We start from the raw sequence: 13,206 nt of genomic DNA, 5'->3' as shown, positions 1-13,206 counted from the left end.
GATTTATTATCTCCTAAATCTGCAAAATCTGTGAGAGTTTTTTTATCTTTAAAACCTAAAAAAAACTAAACTATTAAACTTTTAATTAATGAAATACAACAGATGTGGAAAAAGCGGGTTGCTATTACCTGAAATTTCTTTAGGATTATGGCATAATTTCGGATCGGTAGATAATTTTGAAAATGCTGAAAGTATAGCTGTAGAAGCCTTTGATAAAGGAATAACTCATTTTGATCTGGCAAACAATTACGGACCGGTTCCAGGTTCGGCAGAAACCAATTTTGGTAAAATACTTTGGCATAATTTTCAGGGAAATTTACGTGATGAAATCATTATTTCTACAAAAGCAGGTTACACGATGTGGGATGGGCCTTATGGGGACTGGGGTTCCCGTAAATATCTTTTATCCAGTTTAGACCAGAGTTTGAAAAGAATGAAGATTGATTATGTAGATATTTTTTACTCACACCGTCCGGATCCTGAAACCCCAATTGAAGAAACGATGATGGCGCTTGATTACGCTGTTCGAAGCGGAAAAGCATTATATGTTGGAATCAGTAATTACTCAGCTGAACAAACCCGAGTGGCTGTTGATGTTTTGAAACAATTAGGAACACCATGTTTGATCCATCAGGCTAAATACTCCATGCTGGTACGCTGGGTTGAAGAAGGTTTATTAGATGTTCTGGAAGAAAAAGGAGTAGGGTGCATTGCCTTTTCCCCTTTGGCACAAGGGCTTTTAACCGATAAATATTTAAACGGAATTCCTGAAAATTCCCGCGCTCATAATCCAAACGGACATTTAAAAGAAGACGAAGTTACTCCAGAAAGAATTCAGAAATTAATTCAATTGAATGAAATTGCTCAAAACAGAAACCAGTCTTTAGCGCAAATGGCTCTGGCGTGGCTGCAAAAAGACAAACGAATTACGTCTGTTTTAATTGGGGCGAGTTCTGTAAAACAATTATGTAATAATATTGACTGTCTGCAGAACACTGAATTTTCTCATGATGAATTGAATGCGATTGAAAACATCTTAGTGTGAAATGTAAAATGTAGAGACGCAATGCTATGCGTCTCTTTTATTTTACAATCATTGCAATTCCGCCACCGCTTGCCATTCTGTATTTTAATTTTGTTGTTGAATCAACTGTTACAGTTTCTCTTTTGTAATCATTAGCAGCTTTATCAGCATTTAAGCCATCCGATAAAATTTCTGCTTCATACTTTTTGTCCTTTTCAAGGAAAGAAAAATCAATGGTTATCTCTCTTGAATCCCAATTGGTAATGGCTCCTAAATACCAAACATTCGCTTTTTTACGTGCAATTGAAACAAATTTCCCAACTTCGCCATCTAAAGCTACAGTTTCATCAAAAACGGTTGGAATCTTAGCAATGAAATCAGTGCTTTCCTGTTCTTTCATATAAGCTGTCGGACTGTCAGCCATCATTTGCAGGGGAGCTTCAAAAATCGTGTATAATGCTAATTGATGAGATCTTGTTCCCTGACTCACCGGATTAGAATGGCTGGGTTTGAACTCGCTTTTAGTTGCATTTCGCATTGCACCAGGCGTGTAATCCATTGGTCCTGCCATCATTCTGATAAACGGAATTGAGCAATCATACAACGGAACATCATCATTTGGTGTCCATTTATTGTTTTCCAGTCCTTTTACGCCTTCAAAATTTAAAATGTTAGGGAAAGTGCGCTGAATTCCCGTTGGTTTGTACATACCGTGAAAATCCAAAAGCAATTTATGATCGGCAGCTTTTTGCGCAATATCATAAACCGAATTTACCATTTTGGCATCGTCACGATCCAGAAAATCAACTTTAAACCCTTTGATTCCTAAGTCAGCATAATTTTTGAAAATTTCTGCTGTGTTTTTTGTCAAAGCCATCCAGGAACTCCACAAAATAACACCAACATTGCGTTCTTTTCCGTACGCAATCAAAGCTTCCAAATCGACATTTGGATTGTGTTTCATAATATTGTCTTCCAGACTCCAGCCTTCGTCTAAAACCACATATTCAACTTTGTTTTTGGAGGCAAAATCAATGTAATATTGATACGTCTGCGTATTGATTCCTGCTTTAAAATCGATGTTGTAAATGTTCCAGTCATTCCACCAGTCCCAGGCTACTTTTCCGGGTTTGATCCACGAAAGATCTTTAATTTTTGTTGGTTCGGATAATTTCTGAATCATATCATTATTCGCTAATTCAGCATCGTTTTCAGAGATCACAATCGCTCTCCATGGAAAAGTCCGGCTTCCTTTGGTTTTAACCAGATAATCGGCTCTCTCCGTAATTAGTAGGTTGATGTTGTTAAATCCGCCGTTGGTTTCCTTTAACGGATATCTGGAAAAACGTGCTTCAAAACCTGATTTAGATTTAGTATTGGTTACAAACAATCCAGGGTAATCTTCGAGATTAGCTTCCAGAAAAACAGCTTTTTTACGGTTTTTGAAATCAATTAAAAATGGTAAAAATGCCAAAGTATCTTTAGAAAATTCACTGATTTTTTTGTTTTCGTACTGTGCTTCAAAAGACGAAATATAAGGGTCTTTCGGATTTCTTAAATCACGAACATACGGTATTAAAGTATTGTAGTCCTGATCAAAATTCAAAGAAACTTCTTCTGCTTTTACTGTAATGTCTTTTTTCTTTTTAGTTATAAAACGATACGCAACACCATCATCAAAAGCGCGATATTCAATACTGAAATCATTTTTGAAATTTAAAACCAAAAGATTATACAGGTTTTTTACATTGCTCTTTTTGTAAAATGGTGATGGAAATGTAGTATTGACTTTTTCTCTTTTTGAATTCAAAAGCGAAGCATTTTTTCCTAAAACTTCATTCAGATCCAGCGTCATTGAAACCGATGATGGAGTCAGAATCAAATCTTTTTCATGCAAAACAGACCAGGTTATTTTTTCGCTGATTTCAATGTTAACTTTTATTTTTCCATTTGGAGATGCCAGTGTAAAATCTTGCTTCTGTTGAGAAAAACAGATATTAAAAAGTAAAATTGAGAAGGTATAAAATATTTTTTTCATAATATATGTTTTAAACGACAGAAGTGATTACAAGTCCATTAATTTTGACAAAGCCAGTTAAATGTACTTATAATCACTTATATGGTTAAGAGAATTATTTTTTCTTCAGTTCTTTATTGTATTTTTTTACAATTTCTAAAGTTGATTTATCACCATTAAAAACTGAATTCAGTCCTTGTGGTTCCTGCGGCGGGTCTGTTGTCAAAGGTTCTCCCGGATTCCATTTTCCGGTTTCATTAACGGCTTTTCCTTCACCTCCAAATCCCCAGAAATTCGCAGCCTGCAACGGGCCATTATTTTTTTTGTTTTCTAAAACACTATTAAAAATAAAATTGTAAAATTGATCTCTGTGTACAGAAGATGCTCCTGCATTTAAATTTTCGTTTTCCCTTGGTAATCCAAATTCTTCTATTATAATTGGTCGTTGCAAATTGTTGGCAACTTTAACATGGGCATCAATGTATTTTCCGGCATTTGCAATAGTAGCAGGAATAGTAGCTTCGGCATTATCCGCTTTAAACCAGTTCCAGTTTTTTGGCCAGATGTGCATGGTCAGATAATCGATATTTGGGTTTTTGTGAGTTCTTTCAAAAATTCCAATGTCATCGTTCGAACTGTTCAAACCTTCAGAACCTGTAGAAATTAAATGGTTTTTATCTAAACTGTCTATTAAATTGACAATATTGTTCAGCCAGATTGTAAACTTTTCTTCGTTTTCTACCGTAAAAAGTCTGGGTTCATTACCCACCTGCCAGGCCATGATGGTATGATCTTCACTGTATTTCTTTTTCGAATATGGATTGGTACGGGTCATGATAAATTTTACATGCTTATTCAAACCTTCCATACAAGGTTCACAACTGTAAAATTGCTGCGTATATGCCATAAACTGAGGCCAGGTATTTGGAGCTATGGCCGGAATCGGAATAGCACCTTTGCCATTCCACTCGAGATATTGCGACATTCCGCCAGACCATTCCCAGTTATTGGTGAGATACAAAACCGCATACATGTTGCGTTTTCTCATTTCATTCATCAGGAAGTCCAGTCCGTCAAGTAAATCCTCATCATATTTTCCCTGCTCATACTGCAAAGCCGGACGAACTGTAAAATCATATTTTCCACCATCGGCACCCACTAAAATTCGCAAGTTGTCGATTCCGTTTTTCTGCATAAAATCCAGTTCCCGAAGCAGCCTTTTTCGGTCGCCTACTTTTTTAGATGCCAGTAAACTTCCGTACCAATAATTGGTTCCAATGTAAGAATAAGGTTTGTCTCCCTTATAAAATTGCGTTCCTTTTACCGTAATTCTTTCCTGCGCCTGACAAGAAAAAATGGAGAAAAGTAAAGTTAATCCAAGGATTTTTAAAAATCTGTTTTTCATAGTATATTTTTAGAAGCTAATCCTGCTATCCGTTACAATCTTTTGTGCCGAACCCCGGCAAAAAAGGATTTTCACTTCTATCAGGGCTAGGAATTTACATTTTTAAAGAAACTATTTTGGTAATTCATACATTTTTGGCAACGAATTTACTAATGCCGATTTTGGTTTTGAAGCAAAGTTTTTAAAATCAGCTGCATTCGAAACACTGGAGTTTGGAACATAGTATCCATTATTATCATTAGTCCAGAACATCATATAGCTTATTTCTATACTATTTGATGTCAAAGCATTATATAAATAGGTAGAAAACCAATCATTTATTGGCGTGTTTGAACTTGTAACTCTATAACCTGTTTCTGTTAAAGCTGCTATTTTTACTTTAGTTTTAGCAAGATCTGAAATGATTTTTAATTTGGTATTTGCTTTAACAGCTCCTGTTGAACCCTGATTGTCAAAATCACCGTAATTATCCATTCCTAAAACATCTACATATTTATCTCCCGGATACCTGCTTAAATAATCGGTTGAGGTTGAGTAGGTTCTGTCAGGTGAAAAAGCATACAAGATATTGTGTACGCCTTTTGTATCTCTTAAATATTCAACCGTAAATTTGTAAGCTGTTTTATATTCTTCGGGAGTACAAAAATTAGCGCCCCACCAAAACCAGCTTCCGTCAAATTCGTGAAAAGGTCTGAAGATTACGGGAATCAATTCGCCTTTAGAACCTTTTAAATTTAAAAATACACTTGCTAACTTATCCAGTTTTTTCTTGTACCATTCGTGATTGGCTCCTCCGGGCAAAATACTTTTAAAAGCCTTACTTTTTTGGTCGGTTGTCATTTCATCTGTATAAAAAGTATCTTCATTATACGGTTCTCTCAAATGCCATGAAAAAGTATTGATCATTCCTTTGATATAAGCAGCTTTTGTATCACTGATAATCTTTTGCTCTTGCTGGTAAAACCAGTTATTAGATTGATTATTGTTGTTTTTATCTGTAATAAACATAAAATCAGACCCTAGGATAGCAGGATCAAAACCCGTGTTTTTTTTGATATCCGAATCACCACCGGCATCCTGATAAAAGTTATTGAAAGCATCCTGCTGTCCAATTGCAATTTTGGTTTTACCTAGTCTCTTTAAGTTATAAAATAGTGCTATGGTTTCTTTTGATGCGTTTGCATCGGCCATATAATTTGATACATTTTGTGTAGTCAGAGGATCATCCTGCGTTGGCGGGTCAACTATAACTTCGTTATCTGATTCTTTATCAGATGAGCAGCTTGTAAGTGCCAAAGACAAGAAACTCAAAAATGCTGTTTTTAGAAATGTATTTTTCATTTTTAATTTATTTCGATAGCTTAACTTCGATATTATCAGCTAATAAAGTTCCCGTACAAACACTCATGGCAACCATAATCCGGTATTGTTTTGCACCTTCCGGAATTAGGAACGTTTTTTTGAAAGCTGTCCAGTCAGTAGTTCCGGTTACAGTTCCAATAATTTGGTCTTCTGAGGCTTTGGTTGTGTCGTTTTTTTTGAATTCGATGATAAACATTCCGTTATTCCAAGGATCTTTACCTTGTTGAATATCTTTTGCTTTTAACCAGCCTGAAATTTCTATGGTTTTATCTCCGTTATTAATATCAGCTATCTGGTCAATTGCTTTCCATTCGGCTGTTTTTGAAGTGATTTCTACAGCGGTATTGCCCTCTTTTTTATCTGTAGCCGAAATAATTCCGGCGCCATTCCATGAGTTTAGATTGTCTTCGAAATTTCCGTTAGAAAATTGTTTTGGAGTTGAAATTGTTTTCTGGCCTTCGTGAATTGTAATTATTGGATTTAGCTTAAAATATTCTTCTTCAGAAAGGGCAGTTGCATTTACATCATCAAAAAAAATAGAACCGTTTATTTGTGCCAAAGCCAGCATGATTCTGATTTGTTTGGCTTTTTCAGGTACCAAAACCGTTTTTTTATAATTGGTCCAGTCCACAGTTCCTTTTACTTGTGCAATGTTTTCGGAAATTATTTTCTTTCCACCACTATTTGTAAATTCGGCAATCATTAAACCGGCATTGTAAGCTTCCTTACCGTCTTCAACTTGATCTGCTTTTACCCAAACACTGAATTCTATAGCATAAGAATTTTTCGGGATATTTATAATTTGATCAATTGCTTTCCATTCGGCACCTACAAACTGATTAATGACAGCGCTGTTTTTACCCGTTTTTTTGTAATATGGAGACAGGGTAGCAGCATCGCCATTCCAGTTTAACGTTTCAGATTCAAAACCACCATTTTTAATCAGATTGGTTTGTGCATGGCTTATTGCGCTAAAAAATAATAAACTAAAGAAAAAGAGTTGTTTCATATATGTGAAATTTATTTTTTAAAGGTCATATATGGGATCGCTTTTTTATTTGTAGGTTTTGCTTTTGCAAACTTGTTAGTGGCGATTTCATAATTGTTTTTTTAATGCAATAATCAGTTTTTATGAAAGTGAAATAATTTAAGTTTTTATTCTTTGTATCAGTTCCAGGCAGGCACGGCTGTTGTGGTAAGGACATTTCCAGAAGCCGGCTTTGTCTTTCTGAATCAGGCTGTAATCCTTGTAAACTCCCCAAAACCATTCTCCATTTTGCTGGTCTAAAATGTGATTTTTTATAAATTCCCAGTTTTTCAATACAATGTCTAAAAACTTTTCATCACGGGTTAATTGGTATGCATTGTAAAAACCTATTAAAGCTTCGGCTTGTACCCACCAATGTTTTTCTGCTATAAGTTTGTTTCTTTTTGGATCAAATTCATACCACAAACCGCCGTCTGAATCTAAACCTTCCTGCGTAACTTCTGCTATTTGAATGGCATGTCTTTTATAATTAGCAATCAGGTTTTCATCTTCTGAAATTTCGGCACACTGCAATAAAAGCCAGGATGCTTCAATATCATGACCGTACGAAATAACATCTGGTTTTTCAATCCAGTTTTCGTCAAAAAACAAATGCAAATGTCCCGTTCTGGTATTGATAAAATGTTCTTCTATGGTTTGCAATAATTCTATAATATCACTTTGCAGTTTTGGATTTTTCCATACCCTGAATAATTTTGCATAAGCTTCAATAATATGCAGATGCGTGTTCATAGTTTTCTTTTCATTAGCATCTTTACTGCTCAGCCGCAAATCTTCAATAGGCTGCCAGTCTCTTGTAAATGCCTCTAAATAACCTTTTTTTACAGGGTCGTAACTGTATTTTTGGATTGTTAAATACAGATTGATTGCAATTGTCAGAGCTTTTTCATCTTTCGAAATGATATAATATTCAGACAATCCATAAATGGCAAAAGCTAAACCATAAATTTGATTTTTAGTATCTTTTGGTGTTGTATCTGAATTGATGCTCCAAAATAAACCTCCAAATTCAGGATCATAAAAATGATTTGAAATACATTTAAAAGCCCTTTCTGCTATTTTTTTATGTTCTTTATTTTGAGTAACCTGATAACTGGCTGAGAAAGACCATAAAATCCTTGCGTTTAGAACACAACCTTTATCAGCATCAGGAATTATTTTTTCATTGCTATCAATCTGACCAACAAAACCATCGTTTTTATTATCAATTGCGTTTTTTGCCCAATAGTCTAAAATAGAACTAAGTTCAGCTGATAATTCGGTTTTTAGCTGTTGTAATATTGATGATACCATGAATTATATTGCGTTGTTTTTTTCGATCTGACTGATTATTGTTTCTACTGATCCTGCAGAGATAAAGGTGTCTTCAGGAGTATTCGTAACATAATCAACCAGTTTTTCTGTAGAAGAAACAGCAACATGCATTCTCGTGTCTGATGATGCATAATAGATGTAAACAGTTCCATCAGTGTCTTCAATCCATCCGTTAGAAAATAATACATTTGAAACATCACCAACTCTTTCGATACCTTCTGGTCCCATGAAATGTCCGGCAGGAACGTGGGTAACTTTCGAAATATCATTCAGATCGGTCATAAACATATACAAAGTGTAGCGTAAACCTGCAGCAGTGTTACGAACGCCATGTGCTAAATGCAGCCAGCCTTTTTCTGTTTTAATAGGAGAAGGGCCAAGGCCGTTTTTTAATTCATATATGGTGTGATACTGTTTTCCGAAGATAATTTTTTCTTCTTTTACAACCGGATTTGCCATATCATCAACATAGCCTAAACCAATTCCGCCGCCAGATCCAACATCAATAAAACCATCCTGAGGGCGCGTGTACAAGGCGTATTTACCGTTAACAAATTCAGGATGTAAAACAACATTGCGCTGCTGTCCTGTATTCGAAATTAAATCAGGAAGTCTTTCCCAGTTCACTAAATCTTTTGTACGGACTATCCCTGCATTGGCTACAGCTGAACTAGTGTCTCCTTTTGGAGCCTTTGGATCTTTTCTTTCTGTGCAAAAAATACCGTAAACCCAGCCGTCTTCATGATGAATCAGGCGCATATCATACACATTGGTGTCCGGTTCTTCTGTTTGCGGAATGACGCACGGTTTGTCCCAAAATTTGAAATTATCAATCCCGTTTGGACTTTCGGCAATGGCAAAAAAAGATTTTCTGTCAATACCTTCAACACGAACGGCTAGTAAATATTTACCGTTCCATTTGATGGCTCCGGCATTAAACGCAGCATTCATTCCGATACGTTCCAGTAAAAAAGGGTTTGTATTTTCGTTGAAATCAAAGCGCCAGTTCAATGGTACATGAGCAGCGGTCATTACCGGATTTTTATATCGCTGATAAATACCGTTTCCGATTGTATTTTGAGGTTCATTTTTTAGTCGAATGAGTGTTTGATGTTCCTTTTCTAATGCTATTTTTCTATCCTGAAATGTAGCGGACGTTATTGTTGTCATATAAATTGATTTCTAAATCTGTATTTTATTTTTTTGGTCTCTTTTTGCATTCAAGTCCTGTTCTATAGTTTGCAGCTTTTCTTCGGTTAAAGGATAAAATGCTATAAAACCGACTGATATTGCTGCAGCAATTGCAGGAAGAATACTTAACATTAACTGAATTCCGTTTTGCGCCGTGGCAGTTTGTTCAACATTCGCCTGAAAACCGTAGTAGCCCAGAAGCCAACCAGCTCCTGCACCTCCAATAGTCCATCCGAATTTTTGTGACATTGATGATGCTGAAAAAACCAATCCCGTAGCCCTGCGTCCTTGTTTCCATTCTGAATAATCGGCGCTGTCAGCATACATAGACCAGATAAGAGGAAAGATACAGCCGGCACAAATGCTAATTAATATTTGAAAACTCATGATTAAGAAAATATCTTCTTTTCCGAAGACATAGAAAATTAAACTCAGGATTGCAGCAAAAGTCATTGCACCAAAAAAGGTTTTCTTTTTTCCAAATTTATTAGCCAGTGGGGTTGCTGCAATGACTCCAATAATATTGGCTGCCTGTCCCAATACTAAATAAATAGAAGTTGGCGTCATGTGAAAATCTGTTCCGAAAAGGTTAAAATCAAAATTTACATTGCTGCTTACATAATATTTAAAATAATAAACTGCTGCGCCGTCACGGATAGAGTTGAATACTAATGCCCCAATTCCGGCTCCCAGTAAAATCCACCAGGGCCTGTTCTTTACTAAATCTTTTAAATCTTCCTTTAGATTTGTTTGTTCCTCATCAATTGGTTTTATTCTTTCTTTTGTCCAGAAAAAACAAGCCCAGAAAAATATGGTTGTTATAATTCCGAATACAGCTATTGTAGCTAGCCAGCCGTTTTTTGAATTAAGGTTTCCTCCAAAATAATTGACAAGGGGCTCAATTAACCAAAGAGCTAAAAGGCTTCCTCCAAAGGCAAAAACCATTCGGTAAGAGGATAATGTGTTTCTGTCTTTTCGGTCAGAAGACATTACTCCTAAAAGCGAAGCATACGGAACATTGATCAAGGAATAAATCATCATCATTAAAGAGTATGTTACGTAGGCATAGATTATTTTTCCTTTTTCATCAAAATCAGGAGTGTAAAAAGTCAAAACTCCAATTACAGCAAAAGGTATAGCAATCCATAATAAATAAGGCCTGAATTTTCCCCATTTGGATTTGGTTCTGTCAGCTATGATTCCAACAATTGGATCAAAGCAGGAATCCCAGATTCGGGTTATTAAAAACATAGTTCCGACTACTGCTGGTGCCAGTCCGAAAACATCGGTGTAGAAAAACAGCAGATACATGCTGAATATTTTCCAGAACATAGAAGAGGCGGCGTCTCCAAGTCCGTAGCCTATTTTTTCTTTTAAGCTGATTTTTTCGTGCATTTAGATTTATTTTAAAGGTTGTAGTTAGGTTAGTTTATTTTTTTGATAGTTTTTGAATGTCTTTTTCAAATAAAGTTTTATCAAGATTGTAAAACTCGACAAAATTTTTTTCACTTATCTGACCAGGGTAGGGAGCATAATAATGCATTTTTTGCTCTTTTTCCTGCCAGCCATGATTTCTCCAGAGCAAAGCGTATGAAATTTTATAATCACCAATAGCTTTAGAAAAAGTGCCTGTCCACCATTTGGGATCTGGAATGGCTTCATACCCTGCTTCTGCCAAAGCAATTAATTTATGTTTTTTTTGAGCAATTTCATTTATGATTCTAAACTGACTCTGGACTTCGGCTATGAATTTTTCACCGTTTTTGTCATCAGCATTTTGGTAAGTGTCAAAGCTTAAAATATCAGCATAGCCATCGCCCGGATAGTTTTCTAAAAAAGCTTCTTTGGAGTTGAAACTACTTGTGTTATATACGTAAATTAAATTATGAACTCCTTTTTTTGAAGATATTCGAAAGTGAATTTCCAGATTGCCTTAAATTCTTCGGGAGTACAGTTTCCTTTTCCCCACCAGAACCAGCCACCAGTCAATTCATGGTAAGGCCTGAAAAGAACCGGAATGTTTTTTCCTTTTTTATCTTTCAATGATAAAAAGAAACCGGCTGCTTTATCAAGCCAGGATGTGAATTTTACATGATTTTTTTCACCCGGTAAAATGGTTTTTAGTGAATTTGGAGTGTTATCCCAGGCATTTTTTTCGGTTGCCGGATTGTCAAAATGCCAGCTTATTGTTGAAATCCCTCCTCTTTCATTCGCCTCTTTTATGTATTGTTTCATTTTTTCAAAAGGAACTCCGTCAATATTATTATGTTCGTCCTTTTCCAGGCCCGCGATGTCCCATCCATAAACGGCGGGATAGTCGCCGCAAACTTCTTTTACATCACTTCTTCCATTTTGATATTTCCAGTTTACACCATAAGCCAGGTCATCCTGATGTCCAAAAAGATATCCTTTTTGAGTTAATACATTCAGTTTTTTATAAAGCAAAACTGTTTCGTGTGTAGATTTTTTATCTGAAAGTGACAAATTAATATTATCTGTAACTGTCTTTGATGAACATGAAATTCCCGTAAGGGCTGATATTATAAGGATTATTATGTTTTTTTCATTTTTTGACTACTTGTTTTTAAATAAAGCAGAAAGTAATTTCTACTTAAATAGTGTATTGTAATTTTCTTAATTTTTTCAAATAGGAATTAATATTATATTTCCTTTAAAATTATTAAAACTATAAAAAAATATTAGTTTAAAAATCATTAATGCTTAATATTAATAGTGTTTTAAAGGAAATGATAATTTTATTTTTCAAAGATAATCGGATGTTTATAGTAGAATTAATATTATTTTATCAATTATATATCATATTATTGCAATTGAATTTATTGTATCATATCCTTAAAAATATATTATAAGATGAGTACTGCTAAAAATTTTTATAGAGAAATTGCTCCATTGTCAAGTGGAGATAGTTTTTTAGTCTTTGACAGAATTAAAGATAGTTTTGATTTTCCGGTGCATTATCATCCTGAATTTGAAATTAATTTTATTTTAAACGGAAAAGGAGTTAGGCGTGTCGTGGGAGATAATATTGAGGAAATTGATAATGTTGAATTGGTTCTTATCGGTCCAAATTTATATCACGGTTGGGAATTAAATAAATGTACAAGTAAAAAGATTCATGAAATTACGATCCAGTTTCATAATGATTTATTTCACGAATCCTTACTTTCAAGACGGATTATGAATCCGATTCGGGACATGTTTAATCGCTCTATTCATGGTATTTTGTTTTCTAAAAAAGTAGCCGAAGAGTTAACTCCTAGATTGATAAAGATCTCTAAATTAGATGGTATGGATTATTTTTTAGAAATTACTTCGCTGTTGTATGATTTAGCAAATTCCAGAAATCAGAGACTGCTTTCTACCTATACAGTAGATTACGATACTTTTGATGATTATGATAAAATGAAGTTGGTTTATGAATATGTGCAAAAACATTTTTCAGATAAAATTACTTTAGAAGACGCAGCAAATGTAGCGAATATGTCTATAATTTCTTTTAACCGGTTTATTAAAAAGCGTACCGGAAAAACTTTTGTAAACTATATTAATGATATCCGTATAGGTTATGCTGCCCGATGGCTGGTTGAAAAAGATATGAGCGTTTCAGAAGTGGCTTTTAAATCCGGATTTAATAATATTGCGAATTTTAATCGTAGTTTTAAAGCTATTAAAAACTGTACACCCAGTCAGTACAGGGAAGATTTTTCTGGGTTAAAGCGTATTTTATAGTGATACTTTTTTTTCATATACAAATATTATTTTTAACGAAATCGTTTTAATTTTTTGAGTTTCATTAATTATTGTTTATTGTTTGTTGGGTTTTC

General features: G+C 34.8%; 10 protein-coding genes and 1 pseudogene. 2 read left to right on the top strand and 9 right to left on the bottom strand.

The genetic code is table 11. The features are described 5' to 3' along the window. Positions 1-88 precede the first annotated feature (88 nt). Entirely contained in the window at positions 89-1,045 is a 957-nt protein-coding gene (locus tag P5P89_RS03300; protein WP_278010729.1) for an aldo/keto reductase, read from the top strand. A 37-nt stretch (positions 1,046-1,082) separates the two neighbouring features. Here the strand turns inward: P5P89_RS03300 and P5P89_RS03295 are convergent, their stop codons facing one another. From P5P89_RS03295 to P5P89_RS03255, 9 genes and pseudogenes are all read right to left on the bottom strand, one after another. Then, positions 1,083-3,062: a retaining alpha-galactosidase gene (locus tag P5P89_RS03295; protein WP_278010728.1), complete on the bottom strand. Its 1,980-nt coding sequence runs from the start codon at positions 3,060-3,062 to the stop codon at positions 1,083-1,085. A gap of 94 nt (positions 3,063-3,156) precedes the next feature. After that, the gene (locus tag P5P89_RS03290) at positions 3,157-4,446 is read right to left on the bottom strand and encodes a glycoside hydrolase 5 family protein (protein WP_278010727.1); all 1,290 of its coding nucleotides are present in this window, start codon (positions 4,444-4,446) and stop codon (positions 3,157-3,159) included. A 111-nt stretch (positions 4,447-4,557) separates the two neighbouring features. Beyond that, a complete protein-coding gene (locus P5P89_RS03285; RefSeq protein ID WP_278010726.1) occupies positions 4,558-5,787 on the bottom strand; it encodes a glycoside hydrolase family 26 protein in 1,230 nt (409 codons plus the stop codon). A 7-nt stretch (positions 5,788-5,794) separates the two neighbouring features. Continuing rightward, entirely contained in the window at positions 5,795-6,817 is a 1,023-nt protein-coding gene (locus P5P89_RS03280; RefSeq protein ID WP_278010725.1) for a carbohydrate binding domain-containing protein, read from the bottom strand. A 138-nt stretch (positions 6,818-6,955) separates the two neighbouring features. Then, a complete protein-coding gene (locus P5P89_RS03275) occupies positions 6,956-8,149 on the bottom strand; it encodes an AGE family epimerase/isomerase (protein ID WP_278010724.1) in 1,194 nt (397 codons plus the stop codon). A 3-nt stretch (positions 8,150-8,152) separates the two neighbouring features. Then, positions 8,153-9,340 (bottom strand): glycoside hydrolase family 130 protein, encoded by a 1,188-nt coding sequence (locus P5P89_RS03270; protein WP_278010723.1) that lies wholly within the window; start codon positions 9,338-9,340, stop codon positions 8,153-8,155. 12 nt (positions 9,341-9,352) lie between these two features. Continuing rightward, positions 9,353-10,756, bottom strand: a complete 1,404-nt coding sequence (locus P5P89_RS03265; RefSeq protein WP_278010722.1) for an MFS transporter — start codon at positions 10,754-10,756, stop codon at positions 9,353-9,355. Between the two features lie 34 nt (positions 10,757-10,790). Next, positions 10,791-11,039, bottom strand: coding sequence for a hypothetical protein (locus P5P89_RS03260; protein ID WP_278012049.1), 249 nt, complete (start codon positions 11,037-11,039; stop codon positions 10,791-10,793). Positions 11,040-11,060: 21 nt separating this feature from the next. Beyond that, positions 11,061-11,806 (bottom strand): annotated as a pseudogene (locus P5P89_RS03255) (glycoside hydrolase family 26 protein); the annotation flags it as partial. A 426-nt stretch (positions 11,807-12,232) separates the two neighbouring features. Here P5P89_RS03255 and P5P89_RS03250 point away from each other — a divergent pair. Next, positions 12,233-13,111 (top strand): helix-turn-helix domain-containing protein, encoded by an 879-nt coding sequence (locus P5P89_RS03250; RefSeq protein ID WP_278010721.1) that lies wholly within the window; start codon positions 12,233-12,235, stop codon positions 13,109-13,111. The last annotated feature ends 95 nt before the right edge of the window (positions 13,112-13,206 follow it).

The sequence above is a fragment of the Flavobacterium gyeonganense genome (assembly GCF_029625295.1).
Classification (GTDB): Bacteria; Bacteroidota; Bacteroidia; order Flavobacteriales; family Flavobacteriaceae; genus Flavobacterium; species Flavobacterium gyeonganense.
Note: the sequence above shows the minus strand (reverse complement) of the source record. Positions and strands in the feature narration are given on the sequence as shown.